Origin of the sequence: Sporosarcina cascadiensis, assembly GCF_009650995.1 — a bacterium.
In the GTDB taxonomy this organism is placed as follows: Bacteria; Bacillota; Bacilli; order Bacillales_A; family Planococcaceae; genus Sporosarcina; species Sporosarcina cascadiensis.
The window spans coordinates 147,950-171,190 of record NZ_WHVV01000005.1 but is presented as its reverse complement, the minus strand read 5'-3'; the positions used below and the strand labels follow the sequence as shown (position 1 = coordinate 171,190).

At 46.4% G+C, this 23,241-nt stretch carries 26 protein-coding genes; 11 read left to right on the top strand and 15 right to left on the bottom strand.

Annotated features, from left to right (window positions below; genetic code table 11):
* Window positions 1-8: 8 nt before the first annotated feature.
* The 3 genes from ureC to GDZ68_RS07520 are packed head-to-tail and all read right to left on the bottom strand — an operon-like array spanning window position 9 to window position 2,367.
* Complete coding sequence (ureC, locus tag GDZ68_RS07530) at window positions 9-1,721, bottom strand: urease subunit alpha (RefSeq protein ID WP_153721658.1); 1,713 nt, start codon at window positions 1,719-1,721, stop codon at window positions 9-11.
* A complete protein-coding gene (locus GDZ68_RS07525; RefSeq protein WP_153721657.1) occupies window positions 1,722-2,042 on the bottom strand; it encodes an urease subunit beta in 321 nt (106 codons plus the stop codon).
* Between the two features lie 22 nt (window positions 2,043-2,064).
* Window positions 2,065-2,367, bottom strand: coding sequence for an urease subunit gamma (locus GDZ68_RS07520; RefSeq protein ID WP_153721656.1), 303 nt, complete (start codon window positions 2,365-2,367; stop codon window positions 2,065-2,067).
* Between the two features lie 179 nt (window positions 2,368-2,546).
* Between GDZ68_RS07520 and GDZ68_RS07515 the strand changes: the two genes are divergently transcribed.
* Window positions 2,547-3,479, top strand: coding sequence for an urea transporter (locus GDZ68_RS07515; protein WP_153721655.1), 933 nt, complete (start codon window positions 2,547-2,549; stop codon window positions 3,477-3,479).
* Between the two features lie 50 nt (window positions 3,480-3,529).
* Here the strand turns inward: GDZ68_RS07515 and GDZ68_RS07510 are convergent, their stop codons facing one another.
* From GDZ68_RS07510 to GDZ68_RS07480, 7 genes are all read right to left on the bottom strand, one after another.
* A complete protein-coding gene (locus tag GDZ68_RS07510; RefSeq protein WP_153721654.1) occupies window positions 3,530-3,748 on the bottom strand; it encodes a hypothetical protein in 219 nt (72 codons plus the stop codon).
* Between the two features lie 857 nt (window positions 3,749-4,605).
* On the bottom strand, window positions 4,606-5,229 hold the full coding sequence (locus tag GDZ68_RS07505) for an ABC transporter ATP-binding protein (RefSeq protein WP_228551038.1): 624 nt from the start codon (window positions 5,227-5,229) through the stop codon (window positions 4,606-4,608).
* Between the two features lie 23 nt (window positions 5,230-5,252).
* Window positions 5,253-6,035 (bottom strand): ATP-binding cassette domain-containing protein, encoded by a 783-nt coding sequence (locus GDZ68_RS07500; protein WP_153721652.1) that lies wholly within the window; start codon window positions 6,033-6,035, stop codon window positions 5,253-5,255.
* A complete protein-coding gene (locus GDZ68_RS07495) occupies window positions 6,025-6,876 on the bottom strand; it encodes an ABC transporter permease (RefSeq protein ID WP_153721651.1) in 852 nt (283 codons plus the stop codon). Before GDZ68_RS07495 ends, GDZ68_RS07500 begins: the two co-directional genes overlap by 11 nt.
* A complete protein-coding gene (locus GDZ68_RS07490; protein ID WP_153721650.1) occupies window positions 6,876-7,865 on the bottom strand; it encodes an ABC transporter permease in 990 nt (329 codons plus the stop codon). Before GDZ68_RS07490 ends, GDZ68_RS07495 begins: the two co-directional genes overlap by 1 nt.
* Window positions 7,866-7,880: 15 nt before the next feature.
* Window positions 7,881-9,494 carry an ABC transporter substrate-binding protein gene (locus tag GDZ68_RS07485; protein ID WP_330583160.1) on the bottom strand — a complete coding sequence of 538 codons (1,614 nt, stop codon included), beginning with the start codon at window positions 9,492-9,494 and terminating at the stop codon, window positions 7,881-7,883.
* A 140-nt stretch (window positions 9,495-9,634) separates the two neighbouring features.
* Window positions 9,635-10,297 (bottom strand): GNAT family N-acetyltransferase, encoded by a 663-nt coding sequence (locus GDZ68_RS07480; RefSeq protein ID WP_153721649.1) that lies wholly within the window; start codon window positions 10,295-10,297, stop codon window positions 9,635-9,637.
* Between the two features lie 200 nt (window positions 10,298-10,497).
* On the opposite strand from GDZ68_RS07480, the gene GDZ68_RS07475 reads away from it, so the two are divergent.
* The gene (locus GDZ68_RS07475) at window positions 10,498-11,367 is read left to right on the top strand and encodes a dimethylarginine dimethylaminohydrolase family protein (protein WP_153721730.1); all 870 of its coding nucleotides are present in this window, start codon (window positions 10,498-10,500) and stop codon (window positions 11,365-11,367) included.
* A gap of 291 nt (window positions 11,368-11,658) precedes the next feature.
* Here the strand turns inward: GDZ68_RS07475 and GDZ68_RS07470 are convergent, their stop codons facing one another.
* From GDZ68_RS07470 to GDZ68_RS07455, 4 genes are read right to left on the bottom strand one after another with little or no spacing between them, the layout of a single operon-like run.
* Window positions 11,659-12,381, bottom strand: a complete 723-nt coding sequence (locus GDZ68_RS07470; RefSeq protein ID WP_153721648.1) for a hypothetical protein — start codon at window positions 12,379-12,381, stop codon at window positions 11,659-11,661.
* Window positions 12,378-13,130 (bottom strand): hypothetical protein, encoded by a 753-nt coding sequence (locus tag GDZ68_RS07465; RefSeq protein WP_153721647.1) that lies wholly within the window; start codon window positions 13,128-13,130, stop codon window positions 12,378-12,380. The genes GDZ68_RS07470 and GDZ68_RS07465 overlap by 4 nt, the downstream gene beginning before the upstream one ends.
* Window positions 13,099-14,007: an ATP-binding cassette domain-containing protein gene (locus GDZ68_RS07460; RefSeq protein WP_153721646.1), complete on the bottom strand. Its 909-nt coding sequence runs from the start codon at window positions 14,005-14,007 to the stop codon at window positions 13,099-13,101. The genes GDZ68_RS07465 and GDZ68_RS07460 overlap by 32 nt, the downstream gene beginning before the upstream one ends.
* The gene (locus GDZ68_RS07455; RefSeq protein WP_194841094.1) at window positions 14,007-14,369 is read right to left on the bottom strand and encodes a GntR family transcriptional regulator; all 363 of its coding nucleotides are present in this window, start codon (window positions 14,367-14,369) and stop codon (window positions 14,007-14,009) included. The genes GDZ68_RS07460 and GDZ68_RS07455 overlap by 1 nt, the downstream gene beginning before the upstream one ends.
* A gap of 564 nt (window positions 14,370-14,933) precedes the next feature.
* Between GDZ68_RS07455 and GDZ68_RS07450 the strand changes: the two genes are divergently transcribed.
* From GDZ68_RS07450 to GDZ68_RS07430, 5 genes are all read left to right on the top strand, one after another.
* The gene (locus GDZ68_RS07450; protein WP_153721644.1) at window positions 14,934-15,266 is read left to right on the top strand and encodes a DUF5658 family protein; all 333 of its coding nucleotides are present in this window, start codon (window positions 14,934-14,936) and stop codon (window positions 15,264-15,266) included.
* 141 nt (window positions 15,267-15,407) lie between these two features.
* Window positions 15,408-15,740, top strand: coding sequence for a hypothetical protein (locus GDZ68_RS07445; RefSeq protein ID WP_153721643.1), 333 nt, complete (start codon window positions 15,408-15,410; stop codon window positions 15,738-15,740).
* A gap of 67 nt (window positions 15,741-15,807) precedes the next feature.
* A complete protein-coding gene (locus GDZ68_RS07440; RefSeq protein WP_153721642.1) occupies window positions 15,808-16,269 on the top strand; it encodes a spore coat protein in 462 nt (153 codons plus the stop codon).
* A gap of 442 nt (window positions 16,270-16,711) precedes the next feature.
* A complete protein-coding gene (locus tag GDZ68_RS07435) occupies window positions 16,712-17,332 on the top strand; it encodes an MOSC domain-containing protein (protein WP_153721729.1) in 621 nt (206 codons plus the stop codon).
* 19 nt (window positions 17,333-17,351) lie between these two features.
* Window positions 17,352-18,098 (top strand): alpha/beta fold hydrolase, encoded by a 747-nt coding sequence (locus tag GDZ68_RS07430; protein WP_153721641.1) that lies wholly within the window; start codon window positions 17,352-17,354, stop codon window positions 18,096-18,098.
* Between the two features lie 4 nt (window positions 18,099-18,102).
* Here GDZ68_RS07430 and GDZ68_RS07425 read toward each other — a convergent pair whose 3' ends face one another.
* Window positions 18,103-19,149, bottom strand: coding sequence for an NAD(P)/FAD-dependent oxidoreductase (locus tag GDZ68_RS07425; RefSeq protein WP_153721640.1), 1,047 nt, complete (start codon window positions 19,147-19,149; stop codon window positions 18,103-18,105).
* Between the two features lie 120 nt (window positions 19,150-19,269).
* Between GDZ68_RS07425 and GDZ68_RS07420 the strand changes: the two genes are divergently transcribed.
* The 4 genes from GDZ68_RS07420 (at window position 19,270) to GDZ68_RS07405 (ending at window position 23,087) form a co-directional block, all read left to right on the top strand.
* The gene (locus GDZ68_RS07420; RefSeq protein WP_153721728.1) at window positions 19,270-20,067 is read left to right on the top strand and encodes an ABC transporter ATP-binding protein; all 798 of its coding nucleotides are present in this window, start codon (window positions 19,270-19,272) and stop codon (window positions 20,065-20,067) included.
* Window positions 20,067-20,999, top strand: coding sequence for an iron-hydroxamate ABC transporter substrate-binding protein (locus GDZ68_RS07415; protein WP_153721727.1), 933 nt, complete (start codon window positions 20,067-20,069; stop codon window positions 20,997-20,999). The genes GDZ68_RS07420 and GDZ68_RS07415 overlap by 1 nt, the downstream gene beginning before the upstream one ends.
* A 76-nt stretch (window positions 21,000-21,075) precedes the next feature.
* Entirely contained in the window at window positions 21,076-22,083 is a 1,008-nt protein-coding gene (locus GDZ68_RS07410; protein ID WP_153721639.1) for a FecCD family ABC transporter permease, read from the top strand.
* A complete protein-coding gene (locus GDZ68_RS07405; protein WP_153721638.1) occupies window positions 22,080-23,087 on the top strand; it encodes a FecCD family ABC transporter permease in 1,008 nt (335 codons plus the stop codon). Before GDZ68_RS07410 ends, GDZ68_RS07405 begins: the two co-directional genes overlap by 4 nt.
* The last annotated feature ends 154 nt before the right edge of the window (window positions 23,088-23,241 follow it).

The window sequence follows — 23,241 nt, the reverse complement described above, 5'->3', positions numbered from 1 at the left end:
TTCTCACCTCAAAATAGAAAATATCGCTGAGCCATCGGTAACTCATCTTCTGGCTCGCATGTAATATGTTCGCCGTTCACATACACTTCATATGTTTGCGGATCTACAGTAATTTCGGGCGTTTCACTGTTCAATTTCATATCTTTTTTCGTCAATAAACGTATGCCGCCAACCGGCAGAACAATTCGCTGCAGTCCCAATTTCTCGTGGACTTTATCATCGTAGGCTGCCTGCGAAATAAATGTGATTGCGGTCGTTTGCAGTGTCTTCCCGACTTGTCCATACATTGGGCGATAAATGACGGGCTGCGGTGTAGGAATCGAAGCATTCGCATCTCCCATCAGACTTTCTACAATAAAACCGGTTTTCAGGATCATTTCCGGTTTTACACCAAAAAATGCAGGAGACCATAGGACAAGATCTGCATACTTTCCTACTTCCACTGAACCAATAAACTTGGAAATTCCGTGAGTAATTGCCGGATTAATCGTGTATTTTGCGATGTATCGTTTTACCCGCGTATTATCCGACCGTTCTTCGTCGCCTTCCATCGTGCCTCTTTGGTGTTTCATTTTATTGGCCGTTTGCCATGTACGCAACACTACCTCGCCCACACGCCCCATTGCCTGCGCATCTGAACTCGTCATACTGAACACACCCATGTCTTGAAGGATGTCTTCTGCAGCTATCGTTTCACGACGAATCCGTGAGTCTGCAAAAGCCAAGTCTTCCGGAATAGATGGATTCAAATGGTGACATACCATCAGCATGTCCAAATGTTCATCCACTGTATTGACGGTAAAGGGTAAAGTAGGATTAGTTGAGGACGGCAAAATGTTTGGGTAGCTTGCTGATTTGATCAGGTCCGGTGCATGCCCGCCGCCTGCTCCCTCGGTATGATACATATGAATGACGCGGTCCTTTATCGCTGCCATCGTATCTTCCATAAAGCCGCCTTCATTTAACGTGTCTGCATGAAGTGCCACTTGAACATCGTATTGATCCGCTACAGACAGTGCGTTGTCGATTGCTGAGGGAGTGGCACCCCAATCTTCATGAACTTTCAACCCAATGACGCCCGCCTTCACTTGCTCAATTAACGGTTTTTTATCGGCAGCCTGTCCTTTGCCTGTAAAACCTACATTAATCGGCAATCCTTCAGCAGCTTCGAGCATTTTGTGAATATGCCACTCACCGGGCGTAACGGTTGTCGCCTTTGAGCCGGCTGTTGGTCCCGTGCCGCCGCCAATCAGCGTAGTCGTACCGGCAGCCAATGCTGTCCGGACCTGTTCAGGATTAATGAAATGGACGTGTGTGTCGATTCCGCCGGCCGTGACAATTAATCCTTCCCCCGCAATCACTTCTGTGCCCGCACCGATGACGATGTTGACACCATCCATGATGTTCGGATTTCCTGCTTTTCCAATCCCTGAAATCTTGCCGTCACGGATTGCGATATCGGCTTTAATAATTCCTGTATAATCCACAATCACTGCATTGGTGATGACTGTATCCGGCGCCCCGTCTTCACGGGTAATAAGCGGATCCTGGCCCATGCCGTCGCGAATTACCTTCCCGCCGCCAAATACTACTTCATCTCCATAAGTTGTATGATCTTTCTCCACTCGTATGAATAAATCTGTATCCGCCAAACGAATGGAATCCCCTGCAGTCGGTCCATACATTTGCGCATATTGCTCTCTCGACATTTCAAAACCCATTTATTTGCACCTTCCTTCTATAGAACCGTCGACTTTATTATTAAAACCATATACGCGCTGTTTGCCGGTGAAGCAGATCAATTCGATTTCTTTTTCATCACCCGGTTCAAATCGCACCGCCGCGCCTGCCGGAATATTTAACCGTTTTCCGAAGGCTTTCTCCCGTTCAAACTGTATGGCTCCGTTAACTTCATAAAAATGATAATGTGAACCTACTTGAATCGGCCGGTCTCCAGTATTCTTTGCTGTCAGCGTAGTAATGGGCCTGTCTTTATTTATAATAATTACATCGTCTCTCAAAAATAGTTCTCCTGGCTGCATTGTACGTTCCTCCCATGGTGTATTAATTAATTGGTTGATGAACCGTGACAAGTTTCGTTCCATCTGGAAAAGTTGCTTCCACTTGCACATCGTGAATCATCTCAGAAACTCCGTCCATCACATCATCACGCGACAAGATCGTAGCTCCGTATTCCATTAACTGGGCAACAGTCCTGCCGTCCCGTGCACCTTCCAGTACTTCATGGGTAATTAAGGCAACTGCTTCCGGATGATTCAATTTCAGTCCTCTTTCTTTTCGCCGTCTCGCCACGTCTGCCGCTACAACGATGAGAAGCTTATCAATTTCTCTTGGTAGTAAGTGCATTTTACAGTCCTCCCATTCAATAGGTAGCCTATATTTCCAAACAAAGTATTCACTTACCATGTTGTCCATTTATAATTATTCTTAATCAACAGTTCTCCGGGACTTTCAACATAATTTGATTTAAATTGCTCATATTATGATCAGTAAGCAGATGAACGTTTAGAAAAGAGGTGGATTCCATGGTGTCTATCAATCCCTTCATGACATGGCGTGCAATTGCCGCCGCAACTTGTAAAGGTGTTTCACAAGTGTTATTTATTGAAAATACAATGACAGGAATTTTAATTTTATTGGCGATCACAGTTTCCTCTCCCCTGCTCGGTATGGTCGCTTTGCTGTCCTCTCTAATCGGCACATTAATCGGCCTCGCGGGCAAGGCAGATACTCAACTGATACAGCAAGGTTTACTGGGATACAGTCCGGTTCTGACGGGAATCGCTCTCACCCTCTTTTTAACAGGGCCTTATCATTGGATCATCGGCCTGTTCGGAGCTGCTGTAACGGCACTTTTCACTGCCACTGTCATGCATTTTATGCGGCAGACTGAAATTCCTGTCTTAACATTCCCTTTCATTATTGTGAGTTGGATTACCTTATTAGCATCTTACCGATTGGACATCATTCAATTATCTTCTGAACTAGTGCCGCAGGATCTGTCTCGCTGGGATTTGCATATCGAGGGCAATGTTAGCGGTATGCAGGCAATGCTAAATGGGATAGGGCAGATTTTTTTTCTGCAAAATTCAATTTCAGGAGTATTGCTGTACGCCGGTTTATTCTGGGCAGGCTGGCGATTTGGAGTTTTTGCAATCGTGGGAAATGTTTTTGCGGTTTTAACAGCATTCGTTTTACTGGCGGAGCATTCATTGATTCAAGCGGGCTTGTATGGATATAACGCAATTTTGACGATTCTTGCGGTGTCAGTTGTATTTAAAGACTCCTCAAACCGGCTGGCCGTTGTAACAGGCATTTTAGGTGCATGTATTGCAGTCCCCTTAACTGCTGCCGTCACAACCTTGCTCATGCCATATGGTCTGCCAGCTTTCACTATGCCGTTTGTTTTAAGTACATGGCTATTGCTTGGGGTGAGAAAAGTGTTTCCGAGGTTTTAATTGAATGGCAAAAGACTCGCAGCCAGCGCAGGTGCGAGTCTTTTGAGAGATTATTTTACTTGCTGCCCAATTAACTTTTTTACTTCGATTTCTATTTCATTCATTTGCTCGTCTGCTTTTACGGCGTCAGGCTTTGGATGATACCAGATAATTTCACCGTCTTCCAAGATTCCCGTATACTCTTCTCCCTCCATCGTTACAACAAACTGATGGCGTTCGTGCACTTGATCTTCAAACAATGGCTCTATCATTTTAAAATTTTCAAACACGCGGTCACCCCCTTGCCCTGATTTCACTCTACGCTGGACAGTATGTGTAAATGGCAGGATTCGTAACCGCTTTTTTACTAAAATAAAATAATATGATTGCGCAATATAGGGTGAGTGGAGAGAGACCGTTTCCCTGCGTTCCAGGCGGACGCGTTCCGGAGGGCCCGCGGTAAGCCAAGCGAACAGCGAAGGGTTCGCTTTGCCGTATTTTTGCGCTCTTTGCAAAAATTAAGGCAATACAGGGTGCCTTCTGCCATCTTCTTTCGCTTCGCTCCCGCAAGTTGTCTTACCTGTCGGGCTGACCCTCCCGGAGTGGTTTTGCCGCAGGCTCACACGAAGTGAGTCATGCAGCCGTTGCCGCAGGACGCGGCGAACTTAGGCTGCCTGGAACGAAGGTACACTGGCTAGTTTTTCAAAACTTTTTGTGTGAGCAGGCAATATGAGTATATTATTTGAGATTATTACGAAAGGTGCGGTTCTTCATACATTACTTTTCATCCTGCAAAGGCTGAGCATCTTGTGATCAATGCGTTTGCAAAATCGAACAACGAAACAAAGCCAACTAAATCCACACTCTGCAAAAAAAAGCAACATGACATACATTCCCTTCACCAGCGAAGGCGCAACTGCGGGGTCGGCCGTGGCTGTGAGACTGCTGGCACGCCTTTCGCCAGTAGGCTCACAGCGTAAGGCAATCCCCCAGCGCCGAAGCGAGTTTAAACTGCAAACTCACACCTCATTCAAAATCCCTGCAAAGTCGAGCAACGAAACCAGTACATACCAGAAGCATTGCATAGTTCTCGCAATACCTGCCGGAAAAATTGCCAAGAACCAACTTTAATGCAAACCCAGGATGGTTATGAAAATATATGCTGAGTAAGCTCTGAAAACTGAAGTCTGCGTGTGCTGATGCGATCAAGTAAATAGGAATCATGGCTGATGGCCAAGATACCGATTCCGCGAACTTCCGCCAACTTCAATAATAACTTCCAAAGTTCTAGCTGCGTCACAGTATCCAGCATAGCCGTTGCCTCATCCGCCAAAACATAGGATGGATTTGTAAGCAATGCCCGCAACAAGCAGAAACGCTGCAGCTGTCCGGCCGACAATTCATGCGGATACCGGGAGAGCCATTGCGGATCGATATGTAACTGTTCCATCAGATCACTATCAGAATGCCCGGCCTCTTCAAGCAGTTTAGACAACTTCCATGTTGGATTGACCGTTTGCTCGGGGTGCTGCCAAATTAATTGGACGGGATGTGCTCTTCCCGTTGCGGTCTTGTCCATACTTTTCTCCATCACTTTAATGGCACCTTCCGAAGGTTCCATGTATCCTGCCAAGACCTTAGCCATTGTCGTTTTGCCGCAGCCGCTGTTTCCAGATAAGCCAACCACTTCCCCCTCAGAGATTTGCAGATTGAGATTACGAAATACCCATCTGCCCGAGTAACCATAACCGATGCTCTTTGCTTCCAGCATGTAAACACCCGACTTTCTTTTCATTAGGTGGAGAAAGCATTTTCCGGAAGGGCCTTCCATAAAGCTTTGGAATAGGGATGCCGCAGTCTTTCTCCTCGATTAGAAAAGTCCTCGACAGCTGCCACCTCCACAATCCTTCCCTCTTTACAGACGGCAATTCGATCAGCAATTTGCAAAGCCATCCGAATATCATGCGTAATGAGTACAATTCCCTTTCCTTCTGCAGACAACTGTTTCAGGAGGCCGACTACGGTGCGCAGCGACTCTTCGTCTAATCCGGGCGTCGGTTCGTCCGCAATCACCAAATCAGCTTCGCTTGCCAACGCCATGGCACCCAATACCTTTCTAGCCATTCCACCTGACAATTCAAATGGGTACAGCGAGTCAGTCCCTGGCGGCAATCCTACTTTTTCCAATAAATCCAAATCCGTCTGCAGTCTGCTTCCTTTTTTCAGTACAGTCTGTATCTGCTTACCAACCTTCATAAAGGGATCTAGTGCTTCTACAGATTGAGGAAGTAAAAAGATGCTCTTTCCACGAAGTCGCTGTTGATCTTCAAACTGAACTTTTTCCCCCTTGAAAAGCATACGCCCTCTCCAAAACCCTGACTTCGGCAATAGACCAATAAACGCCTGTGCCAGCAAGCTTTTTCCCGATCCGCTTTCTCCGATTATAGCTACGATTTCACCAGAGTCGATGGTAAAATCTATATCGTGAATTAATACTTGGCGCTTGCCAAGCGAGTTGTCAAAACCAATTGACAAAGACTGCACTTCAAAAAGAGATGAGCGCTGTTCAACCGCCATGATGATGGCCTCCCTTCACTTGTAACTTCTTTCCAAGCAGCCTTCCATACCAATCTACAGAAAGCACGGTCGCCAGTAAAATTAAACCCGGGAATAAAGCCATCCACCAAATACCTGCTGTCAAAAAGCCCATCGCCTCGGATAAAATGCTGCCGATTGCAGGCTGTTCCGGCGGCAGTCCGAATCCTAGGAAAGTGATTGCTGCTTCATGCAGAATTGCATGAGGAAACATTAACACAAACCCCACCACTATTTGCGGCAGCAGGAGGATCAATAAATGATTCCCTGCAATCCAGGATTTCGTTTTGCCAAGTTGCCTTGATACATGAATAAACGGCGACTCATTGATTTGAAGAATCTCGCTGCGTAATAGGCGGTAGAGCTTGGGCCAGTGTGTCAGCGTCAGGCCGATGATCAGCCCTTTCATACCCCCGCCCATTGCAAATGACAGTAACAGCAACATCACTAAATGAGGCAGGCTCAATAGTAAATCAGCCAGCCACACGATCACCATATCTATTTTCGTATGCCACCAAGACAGAATGCCGAATATAACTGCTAACAACGTACTGAGTAAGGCAGCAATTAATCCGATAGTCAAACTTCTCGTTAATCCAGACATTGTCCGGAAAAACAAATCTCTTCCCAGCCAGTCGGTCCCGAAAATATGTGTCAGACCGGGCGCCTGATTCCGCAACTGTAAGTTCACCATCACTTGCTCATTAGAATAAATTCCAAAAGCGAGAAGAGCAATCAGCGCAGTTAACGGCAGCCAGATTAACCGCTTATCGCTTCGCCTGCGCTTCAAATCGTGCGCAGCAGCTTCATTTCCGGCCTGCATTAAACTGCCCCCTTTCTCAATCGGGGATCAACCGCCACATATAAAATATCTGCCAGTAAGTTCCCGACAAATACAAACAGCGCACTGACGAGAACCATACCGAGCAGCAAAGGTATATCTCCTCCTAATCCCGCCTCTACCAGCGCCTGACCAATTCCGGGATAAGAAAATACTTGCTCAGCCACTATGGCACCGCCAAAAATTTCACCAAATGAAGCAAAATGCATGGAAACTGCAGGCAGGAGGACACTGCGAAACCCATGAAGGCGGAATAACTTCAGTCCGTTTATTCCTTTCGCCCTGGCAAATTGAATAAATGGCTGCTGATAGATTTCAATAACCTTTTCTCTCGTATGCAAAGCAACATTCGCTACGCCTAAAATACTCAATGTAGCAATGGGCAACATCACATGATGCAGACGGTCCATCCATGTCACTTCGGCAGAAAGCAAGCCCGCAGGTGTTCCAAGACCAACTGGAAACCAGCCGAGATGAACGGCGAAGAACAGTAAGAACAGCAAACCAATCCAAAATCCTGGTGAAGAAGCCAGCACGTAGCAATATAAGCGAACCGTCCTATCGATGAATGTATCGGGATTCAGACCGGAAAACACACCCAGCAGAAATCCCAGCACACCTGACAGTATCCATGCTCCGCCTGTCAGTAAAAGAGTGGCTCCAAACCGTTCCGCTATCAAATCTGCGACAGACGCCCGATAAATCGTTGAGGTCCCCAAGTCACCTTGGAGAACGGCTCTCAGCCAATGGCCAAATTGCGTCAGCGGATTTTGCCCCAATCCCCAATAAGAAGAGATTCTTTCCAACTGTTCAGGGCTGACTGTCATCATATCTGCCCCGACATAGGCTCTTACTGGATCAATCGGAGAACTTTTTACGAGCATGAATGATAACAGACTCACGCCTATGAGCAACAGGCCGAGCCGCAAACACTTTCGCAGTATGACCTTGCATAATTTCATAGTCCGCATAATCCATCAGTCTCCTTACTCGATTAACCGCCAGTTCTGAATGAAGTCTGTCATCGGCCAGCCATGACCATGAGGCTGAATCTTTTGCCTGCCAATCTCTAAGTCTTCACGAATTACATATAAATGTTCTACATTCACTAACCAAGCCCATGGTGCATCCCCTGCTACTGAAAATCCAATCTCCCCATCCCATTGTGCTTTTTTCCAATATTCATTTGCTTCTTCAGGTGAATTGGCATGGATTGCTTTCTCCATGTATTCATCTACTTTTTTATTTGAATAGTAGTTTGGATTGTAGTAGCCTTTGCCAGTAGTACTTGTACTATATAGGTGATACATTTCAAGAGGAGTATGGCTTCCCCATCCGAACAAAACAGGGTGCGAATGCATGAGGCGTTCTAAATCGTTCCAGCTTTTCCCTGCTGTTTCCACTTCGATACCGAGCGGTTGCATCATACTGGCAAACGCCATCGCCAATGATTGCCGCTGTTCATCACCAGTGGCATACAGCAGTGTAAAACTTGCTGGAATTCCATCCTTTTCACGCACTCCGTTCGAATTCATTTGCCAGCCGGCCTCATCGAGCATATTTGCAGCCTCATCCAAATTTCCGTCTTCAAAAGCGGTATCCGGATTCCACCAGGGCAGCTGATCCGCCACTGAATAAGCGGGAGTGCCGTACCCTTCCAGCACATTTTCCACAAGCTCTTTACGATTCACAGCAATGTTGATTGCTTTCCTTATGAGAGGGTCCGACGTGACGTCATTTCCGATGGGATCTCCATTGTCATTTACTTGACCAGAGGGCACATAAGGGAACACTATTCCCCGATTGTCCACACTCTCCAACTCAACCAACTTCATCCCATCGACTTTCTTATCGGCCAGACGAGGCTGAACGACTGCTACGTCTACTTGTCCTGCCTGTGCAGCAGCATACGCGGCATCTGCTTCAGTGAAAAGGAAAGTCAGGCGTTTGAAAAATGATTCATTTCCATAATAATAAGGATTTTTCTCCACAATCAATTGCTGACCACGATTCCACTCCACCAATTGATAAGGACCTGATCCTATAGGCTTTTCATGATATTTTTCGTTATACGCATGTTGCGGAACAATTCCTATACTTGCTAAGTGAGCAATAAATGTTGAATCAGGCTGTTTTAATGTAAATATTACTGTGTTGTCATCTGAAGCATGAATGCTCTCTAAATTGCTGAGATCAATGACTGAGTTACTGTTCTTGGCTTCAGAAAATGTAAATACCACATCATCTGCCCGTACAGCTTCTCCATCTGAGAATTGAATATTCTGCCTAATCTTCACTTGCCATTCCAGACTATCTTCACTTAAAGAATAGTCGGTCGCTAAGTCACCAACCAGTTGAAAGTTTTCATCATAAGATAATAAGGTACTCTGAAATAGAGGAGAACCATAACGACCCCAGCCGGTAATCGGATCAAAACCGTCCTCCGGCTCGCTTCCTATCGCAAGTACTAATTCATCCTTGCGTGTTTGCTCATCCGCTTTATCATCTTCTTTTACAGTAGTTGCTTTTTTATTTCCACAAGCCGACAATATGCCGACCAGCAGACAAAGTATAAATAGCGGTATCATTTTCCCTTTCACTGCTGACACTCCTTAGCGTTACATAATAGTAGTTCAGCTTATATATATTACGAAGTGCTGCACTATATGAATGCCCGTCCAATAAAAAAACGCAAAAAAAGACCATGCATTTTTAACGCATAGCCTTATGTCATCCCTTATTATTTCACGTATACGACATGCCAGTTGCCATCCTGCTGTTTTATCTGTCCGCTGGTCCATCCTTCAGCCAATAGTTGCTGTTGCTGTACACTGTCGCCCATCAAGACAGAACGTTCTTCAGAGGGAGCAGCAAATTGAACGGGTGCTTCTGCATCTGCAGATAGGATATAGCGCAACTTGTGTCCATACTTCACTTTTAACGCAGAGATCCGCAAACCAAGTGCAAACTTATCTTTCAGACTTGGTATATTAAACGGCGCAACCGTTGAACAAATATAACGATAGCGTTTCGTATTGATCCGTTCCATCAGCCATTTACCGAGCGTGGTCTGCAGCCCATTTCCTCTGAATTTTGGATCTACACATGAAACCTCAGAATACAGGACGCCGGACAGCTCTTCATTAGGAATACCAACATCCGCTCCTAAATGTTCCTCCTCATTTCCCGGATCGAGCATTGCCCTGAACGCGATTAGCTGACCATCTGCATAAGCTCCAGCCATCATGCCGTTCCCCCGCAAAATATTCAGAAGTTCTTCCTCTGTTAAAGGCTGCAGAAATTCCGGCTTTTCCAGTACCGCAATCACTTTCTCCTGCAGCGCTGTAATTTCGGGCAGCTGGTCTTCGGTTAAGAAAGTAATATCCGTCTGCAAAGAAGTCATCCTGTCACTCACCTTTCAGCAAAACACTCAGATAGAATGTATTTTACCATACAGGAAGTGAAAATATCCCCGTTCAACTTTATAGCAATTTGGCTTATCATCAGTCGTCCGCTGCTAACCAAATGCTAAATTTTACATTAATTCTAATAAACAGGTTTGTTATAACGAAGAAAAGGGAATTGGTAAATGTACTTTCAAAAATGGGAGGCGCACGAATATTGGGAGCTCAACTACAAAAAACTTCAACTATAAAATGCATGACAGAATATGATACATTACGCCGGGTCATTTTATGTCCCCCAGAATTTATGGCAATTGACGAAGTAATCAATGAAGTGCAGAAACAATATCTGGACGAGAATATCGACAAGACACGCGCCATGAAACAGCATGCGCAGTTTGAGAAACTGTTGAAGGAAAATGGAGTGGACGTAATCACCCTTCCCGCATCTGAGGAATTTCCGGAGCAGGTATTCACGCGGGACATCGGCTTTACGATTGGCAATGAAGTGTTTGTTGCCGGTCTGGCGGCAGATATCCGCAAAGGAGAGGAAGGGCCGCTGAAGGAATGGCTGTCGGAAGAAGATATCACCTATCAGTCTGCTGCAGACCGGATGGAAGGCGGCGATGTAATTGTCGACCGCGACACTATCTATGTCGGCATCAGCAGCAGGACATCGTCAAAAGCAGTACGCCATTTAGAACAGAAGCTTCCTGAGTATACCGTCAAGCGTATCCCGTTTGACGGGCGCTATCTGCACTTGGACTGTGTATTTAATATTCTTTCATCTGAAAAAGCATTGATTTTCAAGCCGGCTTTCGACCAGGAGACCTTCGACGAACTGGCGACTTCATTCGAATTGATCGAAGTCGAAGCGGATGAGCAGTTCTCTCTAGGCACCAACGTGTTGTCGATCGGCAACGGCAAAGTTTTCAGTCTTCCGCAGAATGCAAAAGTGAATGCTAAGCTGCGTGCCAATGGATTTCAAGTGATTGAAGTCGACTTTTCGGAAATTATCAAATCGGGCGGCTCATTCAGATGCTGCTCGATGCCTGTGGAACGCGGATAATATTTAAAAAGACTGTCGGCAAGCTCATTTTCTGAGCTGCTGACAGTCTTTTTATGCACTTTTTATGCTGAGCCTGAAGGAAAGGTGCGGTGAAAGCATGGTTTGGCTCGTTCAATACATAGTTTGGTGCGCCTCTGTTGATGAATGGTGCGGTCACACCTTCTTTGGTTCGCTTGTGAAGCTTTTTGGCACGGTTGGCTGCTTGTTTGGTGCGCTGCCGTGCTGAACTAATCAAAACGGCGTTTGAAAAAGCTAGCTTGAAAGTATTTTCACTTCAAGATAGCTTTTATTTTACAGCAATTCGATATACTGATCATATTCAAATTCATCTTCAGTTTCAGAAATATCCAGCTCAATGGATTCCGGAATGCGTAAATAAATTGTCATTCCCCCTAACACGGTGCCCGATACCATCCCTGTACTTGTACTGGGCGAGCTTCCGAATTGAGTCAGCATATTCGAGTCATGATAAATCGAGTAGCGGATTTTATTTACCGGCTGTTTCGGAATACGCATCGAGCGGCTGTCCCATACCGGCAGTTCGATCTGCAGCTTACCGGTCAAATCAAAATATGAGCCGTCTGACACGTCAAAACCTGCGTACAGTTCCGGCTTAAAAACGGTTTCTTCGATGATATTGCTTTCACCGGGCGTTCGTTCGATCAGAATATAGGCTCCGTTGTATAAGTCAGGAATCGCAAATATTCCGTCCACCTCATGTGTCCTTCTCGCTGCCACAAGTCGTTCAGGAATCGCTGCGTCCTGCTCAATAGCAGACCGCAGATCAAATTGTGCAGCATTTTCTGGCATCTTCGGCGGTGGTTCCTGATCATTCATAGAAGTCATGATTTCTGCCGTGATGACCCCGATAAACAGCAGGATCAGATAACCGATGATCAGCTTGCGGTGGACGTTCTTTTTAATTTGGATACGTCCCATGTTTTTCACGGTCATCATGATAGTAAGTAAGCCCAAGACTAACAAGATAGGCGTAACTATGGCAAAGATCATCATGGGTTCCGCACCTCCAATCGATTCGTCACCCAAAAGCTTATACCAAACAGGGCCGCTGCAGACAGCAGTACTTTTAAGGCAAACAGCCAGACAGAAGGCTCCGCATAGTAAAACTGCAGCAGACTGTCTGTATCAGTGCCCAGCATAAAGAATGAAAACTGCATGAAGCCAATCCACATCAGCGCGAACAGCATGATGAAAATACGGCTGTATTGAACGAAAGTGCCGAGCGTATAACCGACCAGCATGAGCAGCAGTGTATAGGACGCCATGACGAAAATTTGCAAGAAAAATTCCAGCGGAGCGGAAAACAGTCCTGCCGTTTCAATGACCGCATGGCCGCCTGCCAGTGTAATAATTTTCATCACGGAGCCGAGCATCACGGTCGTCACGCCGCCAAGCAGTGCAGCCGTACAGAAAAAATAGAAATTTGCCAGCTGAAAGGTCAGCCGGTTCGTCACAAAGACAAAGGATTCATTGCGCTGAGCAGCTGAAGTCAGCAAAAACCCGACAATCAATGCCCAAAACAGCGTCAGGCCGACCTGTCCGTCATTCGATACGGTCGTATAGCTTAAGCTGAACGGCTCACTTCCATAGTCTGACGTCGAAGTCGATGCCCCGCCGAGAAAAACGGTCGCGATAATCTGCAGCACGATCAGCATCGAAAACGCCGGTCCGTTGGCATTCAGTTTGAATAAAAACTGACGCTTCGCCAGCTCATGCACGCTCCATTGCGTTGAAAACATCATCGACCCCTCCTCTCGTCTGTCCGGTCATTGCTAAATAGGCATTACTCGCTGAAACCGGCGTGACTCGGATGCCTGCCTGCTTCAGTTCGTCAATTTCCGATTCGGTATGCTCATTATCCACAATCCATTCCGTCAGTGGACCGGCTGTTGATCGGTGAATGACTGCGTGGCGGTTCGCATGGGCTTCCAGCATGTCCAATTTCCCCTGCAGTGACAAAAACTTCTCTTGCAGCTCAATGATCGGACCGTGAAAGCCTACCCCTTTTCCGTCAATCAGCAGCACATCCTCCAACAAGTCTTCCATTTCCTCTACATGATGGCTCGATAATAAAATTGTCCGCGGATGCGCAATATAATCCTTCAGCAACGCGCGGTAGAAATCCCGGCGTGCAGCCGAATCCATCCCGGTGATCGGCTCATCGAACATCGTCAGCGGACACCGCGCGGCAATTCCAACTACCGCATTGAATGTGCTCCGCTTACCTTTCGATAAAATCCGATGCTTCAACGTCAGCGGCAAATAAAAGTATTCCAGCAGCCGTTTTGCCAATTCACCGTCCCAATTAGCATAGAAGCGCTCGCACTCTATTAAAATATCGCCCAGTGTCAGTGCATCCGGGAAATTCATCATGTCATCTATGAAAATCATATTTGACGAAACCGAGAGACTGTTGAACGGACGCTCCCCGAAAACTCGCAGCTCGCCTCCCGTTTCTTTCGTGTATCCTGCAATCATCTTCATTAATGTCGTCTTGCCCGCTCCATTTCGTCCGACTACGCCTGTTATGACGTTTTGCCGAATATTCAGGCTGACTTGGTCCAGTATAGTCAGTGAGCGGTACTTTTTCGTTACATTTTTCATTGAAATTGCCGGCATTACAATCTCTCCTTTCGCTCGGTCTGAATGAACCGGAACAGTTCCTCGTCTTCTATGCCTAATAATCTCGCTTCGTCCAACAGTTCCCGAATCAGGCGGCGCAATGTATGGTCTTTCCGTTTCGCCAGCAGCTTTTCCCGTGCATCGGCGGCAACAAATGTCCCGAGACCCCTCTTTTTATAAATCAAATCTGCATCAAGCAAAATCGTCAGCCCCTTCCCGGCAGTTGCGGGATTTATATTGAACAGCTCTGCCAGCTGGTACTGCGAATGCATTTTGTCGTCCGCTTCCAGTGTTCCGTCAATGATTTCATTTTCCAGCCATTCCGCAATTTGTATGTAAATCGGTTTTTCGCCATCCATCTCCAGCAAGAGCTTCACCGCCTTTCTGGTTACTCAGTGCATTACTGTTGTAATGTACTATACATTCTTTCCTAATTAAATGCAATATAAAAAATGCGCAGTACAAGGGCTGCACATTTTTTTATCCACTATCATGCAGAAACTTCTATCGTTATAGTCTCAAACAGTATGCTCATACTACTACCTACTCACATAAAAAGTCCTGAAAAACCAGCCTAGTGTACCGGAGTGAAAGCCGTCACGTAGAACGGCTTTTGCGAGTAAAAGCGTAGCGTTAGGAGCACAGTTTGCCTTAATACTTGCAAAGAGCGCAAAAATACGGCAAAGCGAACCCTTCGCTGTTCGCTTGGCTCACCGAGGGCCCGCAGGACACGCGTCCGCCTGGAACGCAGGGAAACGGTATCCTTCCACCTCCTCTATACTGCGCAATCACGAAAAATCTCAAACTGCTCATCAAGTAAACTGTCAAGCACATGTTTTGGTGAAGATCCGAAATTTATATGAATAAAATATACACTTTTTGCTCATCCTATCTATTTACTATACTGATTGGGAGTGGAGATTATGGATGCCTCAAAAGACTTGCCGCTCGAACGAAGCCGCCTATTGAACGCGAGCTTCCTATTAGCCTGCTTATGTTTATTAGATGCTGTCTTCACTGATTATGGATTGCGCGCAGGACACATCCAAGAAGCCAATCTGCTCGTTTCATTTATGTATGAGAAAAGCATTGTGCTGTATTACACGGTCAAAATCGGATTGCCGCTTCTGCTGCTGTATCTCGTGACAGCCGGCAAAACGGGAATATTCCTGCGAATCGGGCTAACGAGCGCCTTGTTTCTATATGTCACTGTGATCTGTCTGCATATTTTCTGGCTGATTGCAGTGGCGATCTAATATTCACAAATGAAAGAGCAGTTGAGGGAGTTATTCCCTCGGCTGCTCTTTTTGTTTAGACACGGAATATGTATATGGCAGCCAGACGCCCTGACGTTCCTTTTCATTCTGAATATATATAGGAAATAGGAGGTGAATTAATTGGAAGAAAAGAGCCATAGAGAAAACTTATACGGATTATCCGGCCAGCTAATGGAAATTTTTATTGCAGACTTATTTAGAAAAAACCAGATTAATACGGAAGAGGCAAAAGGACGGATTTCCGACGAGCAGAGAGAAAGCCTGAAGAAGACCGTCGAACAACTCAAGACACAAGTAGAGGACTTTTTGCAGACAAAAACAACATTTGAGGCGGATACTGCCGAATCAGAGGCGGTGAAGTCTGACGTCAATCCGCTCAGAGAGGCATTTCTGAAAAAATCCAAAAAGAAGGAGAGCAGCGAAAACCCGAATGAAAATAAAGAGAACAACTAATGGTCAATTCGTTCAGTTCAAACGGTTTCCTGCGCATTTACTAGTAAGAGAGAGGAGGGATGAAGCTATGAGTTACTATTCACATGATGAAGAACAGTGGTCTGCATTGGATTCTTCTGCACAGCACCCCTGCAACCCTTGTTCCGGGGATAACGACAACAATACAGGGGCTGACGCAGAAGTTTCTTCAGAAATTGACCAGCTGTCTAATGAACTGATTGTCATTCGGGATTCCTGCAATATCCGTGTCAGTACGACCGATACCCAGGTTGCCGTATCTTTGCAGGCAGCGCTTCAGGTTGCCATTGCAATTGTTGTCAACATTTCTATCGCTGACAGTTCACGCGCAGAAAGAGTTACAGCAGAGTTGTTGGAAAGATCTCAAATTCGCCAGACAAACCGGCAGAGACTGATTATTGTCAATAGCCGTGATATTGAAGTAACCACAGTAGACACAGATGTAGCGATTTCATTGCAGCTATTGCTTCAGGTTTTGGTTGCACTTGTTGCTCAACTGGACATTCTGTAAGAAAAATAGGCTATCCATGCGATAGCCTATCTTTCATTTCTAGTATATTCGGTTTCGACTGTTCTGTGCGTGTTTCATGTAAAATACTCGAAGTCGAATCTCTGGCCACACCTGATTCTTCGGGCAGAAGGAATTTCAATGAGCGGTTGAATGGCTGTTATGAGCGCTTGGCAAGTGTTTATGATCACTCAGACGCTGTGAATGCGCGGTCGCGGACTGCGAATGAGCGGTTGCACAGTTTAATGAGCAATAAAGTGGCTTTAATGATCAAACCGGCTTCATTCTGCTGTTACAAAATACTTTCGTGCAATGTACATAGTAAATACGGGACGATTGTGCTTCCTTCATAGCTCGGGCCTCATGTATAATAGCAGCAACAAACGGATAGAAAGAAGGAGTTTTATTGAAAACCAGAATTGAATTACGAACCTTATCCATCGGAATGCCGAGCAGTCTGAAGACTGTGCAAGGAAAAGAATATGTCAGTGCAATTTGCAAGCAATCATCGGAAGAAGCGTTTCTTTCTGCAGACGGATTCCAGGGAGACGGGATTGCGGACACGAAGCACCACGGCGGACCTGATCGTGCGGTATGTATCTATCCTTTTGAACATTATGCTTACTGGGAAAAGGAATTTGCCTGCACATTGCCCTCTTCCACGTTCGGAGAAAACTTAACGGTGTCCGGAATGCTCGAAGAAGATGTGTGCATCGGAGATATCTTCCAAGTGGGCGATGCCGTCATCCAAGTCACACAGGGACGGGTACCCTGCAGCACGATCAATATGCGGACAGGCCTGCCAGATCTTATGAAGAAACTGATTGATACAGGATTCACCGGCTATTTATGCCGGACATTGAAAGAAGGCATCGTATGCTCCGATTCAATGATTACCCTTCTGGAACGCGATCCTCATGCAGTTTCGATTCTCTATGCAAATGAAATCTATTTTAGAGGCACACGTGATTTGGAAGCGATGAATAAAATCACAGCAGTCGACGCATTAGCAGCAGAATGGCAGAAGAAATTGGCAGCACGCATGGAAAAACTTCAGACAGTCTGATGGAAAGGATGACAGCAGAATGATCTATGAAGAATACGGCAATACAGCAGGTGAAATCTTGCTGTTCATTCATGGCGGAGGTGTGGACGCATGGATGTGGCAGCAGCAAATCCCCTATTTCAGTGAGGATTTTCATATTTTAGTGCCCACACTTCAAGGACATGGTGCCCGCAGCGGAGACAGCGGGTTTTCAATCCGTGAAAATGCCGAGGAGATGCTGGCACTGCTTGCGCAAAAAGACTTTGGCAAACCCATACATCTCGCAGGATTTTCCATCGGCGCACAAGTCTGTCTGGAAATGATCCATCTGGCACCGGATTTCTTTCATTCTGCCATGATCAACAGTGCATTAGTAAAACCAATGAAGTACGCTGTCCCTTTCATCAAACCGATGATCAGATTGACTTATCCGCTCATACAAAGCCGGCAGTTCGCCAGGATTCAGGCGCGGCAGCTGTATGTAAATGGAGAGTACTTTGAATCATATTATGCAACCAGTAAGAAAATGAAAAGCGGGACATTGACGGAAATGCTGCAGGAAAACCTTGCTTACTCATTGCCGGAAAACCTGGCAGGCAGCACTACACGTCTTCTGGCAACTGTCGGCACGAAAGAAACCCGGCAGGTGAAAGACTCGGCGGCACTGCTTTCCAGGCTGCCTGGTTCTCAATCTATTTTAATATCAGATATGGGGCACGGATTCCCTGTCGCACAGCCTGACGCGTTTAACCGGCTGCTGTCCCGCTGGCTTCAGAATTCGCTTTAATACTTCAAATAAGCTGCTTGATTAATTCACGGTTTTTCTCTTTAAACAGCTCGTTATGCGAAGAAACCATTCCGTTTTCATTGGCCTGCGGGTCTATATAGGTTTTTGCGCAGTTCACCGCATTTGCAGCGTCCTGGAATGCACCTGCAATTAAGTGGACTTTACTTTCATGACTCAATACGTCACCCGCCGCAAACATGCCGTCAACCGATGTCGCACTCTTGCAAGTACCGGCAATTTGCTGATGCTCGTTCAATTGAATGCCGAGCTGCTGGTCACCGATCAAGGAAGTATCCCGCTCATAGCCGTGATTGATGATTACTTCGTCAACGTTGACCGCTATATGAGAACCGTCTTCATTGTGCTGAAGCTCCACTTTCTCAATTCTGCTATGATCGTCCGAAGCAATGAAACGGGAAATATTCGTATTGAAATGGCATTCCACTCCGCTTTCGAGCAACTGCCTCACCTGCGCTTCATGCCCATTCAAATTATCTTTGCGATACGTTAAATAAACCTTCTCAGCAATCGGCTGCAGTTCATTGGCCCAGTCGATTGCTGCATTTCCTCCGCCTGAAATCAGGACCGTCTTTCCTTTGAAACGGCCCAATGACTTCACTGTATAATTTAAGTTGGTCACTTCAAAACGTTCTGCCCCTTCCACCTCAATCTTTTGTGGATTCAAAATTCCTGTACCTGTCGCCAAAATAATCGTTTTACTGTAATGAATGGTTCCTGAAGCGGCCTGCAGAATGAAATATCCTTCCTCTGACTTTTCAATATGTGTGATTTTCTCATTCAGCACGACTTCCGGATTAAAAGTCAGCCCCTGTGTTACCAGCCGTTCGATTACTTGCGCACCGGGTGCCGGTGTAACGCCTCCAATATCCCAGATCATTTTTTCTGGATAAACATGAATTTTCCCGCCGAGCTGCGGCTGATATTCAATAATCTTCGCTTTCATTTCCCGCAGACCGCTGTAAAAAGCAGAGTAAAGCCCGGCAGGTCCCCCGCCAATGATTGTAATATCCAAGATATCTTTTTCATTCACAGTAATTTCCCCTTTAAAAAGTATTTGACAATGACAGCGTTTCGAATTATAGTTTTCATTGTACTGAAAATGAGAATCATTATCAACGATTATCTTGCGGGAAAGGCTGGAATTCAGGAAATGGTGCGCTTATACACGGAAAATTTACAAATTGCATATGATGACCGGATCATTGTCAAGGATCTATCCGTACAGATACCGGATCAGCAGATAACTGCAATTATTGGTGCAAACGGCTGCGGGAAGTCCACCTTTCTAAAAGCGGTCACACGTCTGATCCCTCATCAATCCGGCAAAGTCGTACTTGACGGCGGGGATATTGCAAAACAGCATACGAAAAAGCTGGCACGCAAAATGGCGATTCTTCCGCAGACACAGGAAGCCGCAAGCGGTTTGACAGTCGGTGAACTGGTGTCTTACGGCAGATTCCCCTATCAAAATGCGATGGGACGGCTGACGGCACATGATATTGAAGTCATTGACTGGGCGCTCGATGTGACAAATACAAGCGGTTTCAAATACCGTGAAGTCGATGCACTGTCAGGCGGTCAGCGGCAGCGGGTCTGGATTTCGATGGCTCTCGCACAGGAAACAGATATTATCTTTCTCGACGAACCGACAACCTATCTGGATATGGCGCATCAGCTCGAAGTACTGGAACTTCTCCAAAAATTGAACAAAGAACAGCAGCGCACGATTGTGATGGTATTGCATGATTTGAATCAGGCCGCTCGTTTTGCCGATTTCATTATCGCCATGAAAGACGGGGAAATTGTCCGTGCAGGACAATGTGCGGATGTCATCCAGCCGGATATTTTGCGTGAAGTGTTCCGGATTGACGCAGAGATTGGAACGGATCCGAGAACCGGAAAACCATTATGTATTACATATGATCTATGTAAAGGGGACAATGAATGATGAAAAAGTTTATATTGCCGGCACTGTTGCTGATGGCATTGGTTTTAGGAGCCTGCGGAAATAAGCAGGAAGACAAGTCGACTGAATCTGCACCGAAAGAGGACGAAGGAAAAAGCGGTACGATTACGTACGAATCTGAAGAAGGCCCGGTGGAAGTTCCTGCTGATCCTCAGAGAGTTGTTGTACTGGCAAGTTTTGCCGGTAACGTCATGTCACTGGGCGTCAACTTGGTCGGCGTCGATTCATGGTCGAAGTCGAATCCCCGCTTTGAGTCTGCCTTACAAGATGTGGAAGAGGTATCCGAGGAAAATATTGAGAAAATCATCGAGCTTGAACCCGATTTGATTATCGGGTTCAATACCACTAAAAACATTGACAAAATGAAAGAAATTGCGCCGACTGTGACGTATACATACGGTAATTTTGATTATCTGACACAGCATATAGAAATCGGAAAATTGCTGAACAAAGAAGAAGAAGCAACGAAATGGGTAGAAGACTTCAAACAGCGTGCACAGGATGCAGGTAAAGAGATCAAGGAAAAAATCGGTGAGGATGCTACGGTTTCTGTTGTCGAAAAATTTGATAAAGACTTATATGTTTACGGCGACAGCTGGGGCCGCGGCACAGAAATTCTTTATCAGGAAATGAAACTGGCTATGCCTGAGAAAGTAAAAGAAACGGCGATGGAACCGGGCTATTACGCACTGTCCTCTGAAGTGCTTCCTGAGTTTGCGGGAGATTATATGATCTTGAGTATGTTCGATGCAGCGGATAATTCCTTCATGGAAACAGAAACCTATAAAAATATCCCTGCAGTGAAGAATGATCGCGTATTTGTAGCCAACGGAGACGAATTCTATTTCAACGATCCGTTGACACTGGACTATCAGCTTGGATTCTTTAAAGAGCACTTTTTAGGCACGAAATAATAATCGAAAAGGATCCCCCTCCCATCGGAAGTGGGGATCCTTTTCTAATGAACGGAAAAGGCAAGGAGCGGAGCAAATGAAAGAACAGCGAAAAATAACAATCCCTTTCAGCATAAAACTGCTGGCCAGTATGCTGCTTTTATTGGCTATCTTCATGCTTGCCATGAAGCTTGGCGCCGCTCACACTTCATGGCGCGATGTACGGCTGTCATTTACAGGCAGCAAAGAATCCGGTGCGATGATTTTGAAGGAAATTCGCATGCCGCGGGAAATCGGCGCGCTGGCTGTCGGCGCCGCACTGGCGGTTTCCGGGGCTATCATGCAGGGCATGACCCGGAATCCACTTGCAGATCCGGGGCTGCTCGGGCTGACTGCCGGAGCCAATGCCGCTTTGGCGATCACTCTCGCATTACTGCCCGGTGTTAATTATTTCGGAATTATGATTGCCTGTTTCATTGGTTCAGCTGCCGGTGCTCTTCTGGTTTTCGGCATCGCCTCTGCCAAACGCGGAGGATTTGCGCCAATTCGCCTCATTCTGGCAGGTGCTGCCATATCCACTTTTCTTTTTGCGATTGCAGAAGGAGTCGGACTGTATTTTAAAATCTCTAAAAATGTTTCCATGTGGACGGCAGGCGGAGTCATCGGCACGACATGGGGACAGCTGCAAATAATCGTTCCTGTCATTCTGGCAGGAATATTCATCGCTGTTCTGCTGTCCCGCCAGCTGACTTTGCTGAGTCTGAATGAAGAAGTGGCAATCGGGCTTGGACAAAATACTCTCAAAGTTAAGGCGATTCTTTTCGTTGTCATTATTTTATTGGCAGGGTCCGCTGTGGCGTTAGTCGGTAATCTGGCGTTCGTTGGCTTAATGATTCCTCATATTGTGAGGGCCATCGTCGGTACAGATTACCGGTTCATCATTCCTGTTTCGGCCGTCATCGGCGGGAGCTTCATGCTGCTGGCGGATATACTCGGCAGGACGCTGCAGGCACCGTTTGAAACGCCGGTAGCCGCACTCATTGCTGTGATCGGACTGCCATTCTTCTTGGTGATCGTCCGTAAAGGAGGCCGCGCATTCTCATGATTCTTCCCCGTATACGAAAAAAACAGCGTCTTCTGGTTGGCTGCTTAGTTGTTTTAATACTGCTGCTGAGCGCTGTTGCGATGGGACTTGGCTATGCATCGATTGAATGGAACCGAATCATCCCTGTGTTTTTAGGCCAGGGAACGTTCAAAGAAGAATTCGTCCTGTTTTCCATTCGGCTTCCGCGAATACTTATTACACTTCTGGCTGGCGCTGCACTTGCGCTGTCCGGAGCTATTTTACAAGGAATTACACGAAATGATCTGGCTGACCCCGGAATTATCGGAATTAATTCAGGTGCCGGTGTGGCAATCGCCCTATTTTTCCTTTTCGTTCCGATTGAAGCCGGTTTATTCTCACTGCTATTGCCGCTGGCAGGATTTGCAGGAGCACTGGTGACGTCCATCCTCATTTATCTGTTTGCGTATAGCCGAAAAACCGGACTGCAGCCTATGCGGCTTGTACTCGTTGGGATTGGATTTTCTATGGCTCTTTCGGGGATCATGGTTGTCATTATTTCATCGGCTGAACGGGAAAAGGTTGATTTCATTTCCAGATGGATTGCCGGTAACATTTGGGGCACTGACTGGCCGTTTATCTGGGCGCTGTTGCCGTGGCTGCTGGTACTGATACCTTTTGCTTTGTATAAAGCCCATCGATTGGATCTTTTAGGGCTGAATGAATCGCTGGCTACAGGAGTCGGGGTGTCGGTAGAGCGCGAGCGCCTGGTTTTGCTGCTGACTGCAGTGGCACTGGCTGCCTCTGCCGTATCGGTTACCGGCGGCATTGCATTTGTCGGCCTGATGGCGCCTCATATCGCGAAGTCCCTCATTGGTCCGCGCCACCGCATGAATTTACCGATCGCCATTCTGATCGGCAGTTTTTTGCTGCTGTTGGCGGATACGATCGGGCGGAATATTTTAGAGCCGGACGGCATTCCCGCCGGCATCATCGTTTCGCTGATCGGGGCACCTTATTTCTGCTATTTATTGTTGAAGAAGTAGGATTTGCGGCTGAATGAAAGGGTTGGGGCGCGAAAGTCGTCCGTCACCGCGCCAAAAACGGCTGGAAACGAGCCAAACATCGCCGCAACCGCGCGTTTAGGCTGCCTCACCGCACCAAACAGCTTAACGAACGAACCAAAACTGCTATTCACCG

What these genes read in the sequence shown, in the direction of transcription:
- GDZ68_RS07480 (WP_153721649.1), bottom strand. Translation starts at nt 10,297, where the DNA reads ATGACTTCTTTGCAGACGGATATTACTTTCTTAACCGAAGACCAGCTG.
- GDZ68_RS07435 (WP_153721729.1), top strand. Translation starts at nt 16,712, where the DNA reads ATGCCGAGCAGTCTGAAGACTGTGCAAGGAAAAGAATATGTCAGTGCA.
- GDZ68_RS07415 (WP_153721727.1), top strand. Translation starts at nt 20,067, where the DNA reads ATGAAAAAGTTTATATTGCCGGCACTGTTGCTGATGGCATTGGTTTTA.
- GDZ68_RS07410 (WP_153721639.1), top strand. Translation starts at nt 21,076, where the DNA reads ATGAAAGAACAGCGAAAAATAACAATCCCTTTCAGCATAAAACTGCTG.
- GDZ68_RS07495 (WP_153721651.1), bottom strand. Translation starts at nt 6,876, where the DNA reads ATGCAGGCCGGAAATGAAGCTGCTGCGCACGATTTGAAGCGCAGGCGA.
- GDZ68_RS07470 (WP_153721648.1), bottom strand. Translation starts at nt 12,381, where the DNA reads ATGATGATCTTTGCCATAGTTACGCCTATCTTGTTAGTCTTGGGCTTA.
- GDZ68_RS07460 (WP_153721646.1), bottom strand. Translation starts at nt 14,007, where the DNA reads ATGCCGGCAATTTCAATGAAAAATGTAACGAAAAAGTACCGCTCACTG.
- GDZ68_RS07440 (WP_153721642.1), top strand. Translation starts at nt 15,808, where the DNA reads ATGAGTTACTATTCACATGATGAAGAACAGTGGTCTGCATTGGATTCT.
- GDZ68_RS07420 (WP_153721728.1), top strand. Translation starts at nt 19,270, where the DNA reads ATGGTGCGCTTATACACGGAAAATTTACAAATTGCATATGATGACCGG.
- GDZ68_RS07450 (WP_153721644.1), top strand. Translation starts at nt 14,934, where the DNA reads ATGGATGCCTCAAAAGACTTGCCGCTCGAACGAAGCCGCCTATTGAAC.
- GDZ68_RS07455 (WP_194841094.1), bottom strand. Translation starts at nt 14,369, where the DNA reads ATGGATGGCGAAAAACCGATTTACATACAAATTGCGGAATGGCTGGAA.
- GDZ68_RS07490 (WP_153721650.1), bottom strand. Translation starts at nt 7,865, where the DNA reads ATGCGGACTATGAAATTATGCAAGGTCATACTGCGAAAGTGTTTGCGG.
- GDZ68_RS07475 (WP_153721730.1), top strand. Translation starts at nt 10,498, where the DNA reads ATGGGAGGCGCACGAATATTGGGAGCTCAACTACAAAAAACTTCAACT.
- GDZ68_RS07505 (WP_228551038.1), bottom strand. Translation starts at nt 5,229, where the DNA reads ATGCTGGAAGCAAAGAGCATCGGTTATGGTTACTCGGGCAGATGGGTA.
- GDZ68_RS07430 (WP_153721641.1), top strand. Translation starts at nt 17,352, where the DNA reads ATGATCTATGAAGAATACGGCAATACAGCAGGTGAAATCTTGCTGTTC.
- GDZ68_RS07500 (WP_153721652.1), bottom strand. Translation starts at nt 6,035, where the DNA reads ATGGCGGTTGAACAGCGCTCATCTCTTTTTGAAGTGCAGTCTTTGTCA.
- GDZ68_RS07515 (WP_153721655.1), top strand. Translation starts at nt 2,547, where the DNA reads ATGGTGTCTATCAATCCCTTCATGACATGGCGTGCAATTGCCGCCGCA.
- ureC (WP_153721658.1), bottom strand. Translation starts at nt 1,721, where the DNA reads ATGGGTTTTGAAATGTCGAGAGAGCAATATGCGCAAATGTATGGACCG.
- GDZ68_RS07525 (WP_153721657.1), bottom strand. Translation starts at nt 2,042, where the DNA reads ATGCAGCCAGGAGAACTATTTTTGAGAGACGATGTAATTATTATAAAT.
- GDZ68_RS07465 (WP_153721647.1), bottom strand. Translation starts at nt 13,130, where the DNA reads ATGATGTTTTCAACGCAATGGAGCGTGCATGAGCTGGCGAAGCGTCAG.
- GDZ68_RS07405 (WP_153721638.1), top strand. Translation starts at nt 22,080, where the DNA reads ATGATTCTTCCCCGTATACGAAAAAAACAGCGTCTTCTGGTTGGCTGC.
- GDZ68_RS07520 (WP_153721656.1), bottom strand. Translation starts at nt 2,367, where the DNA reads ATGCACTTACTACCAAGAGAAATTGATAAGCTTCTCATCGTTGTAGCG.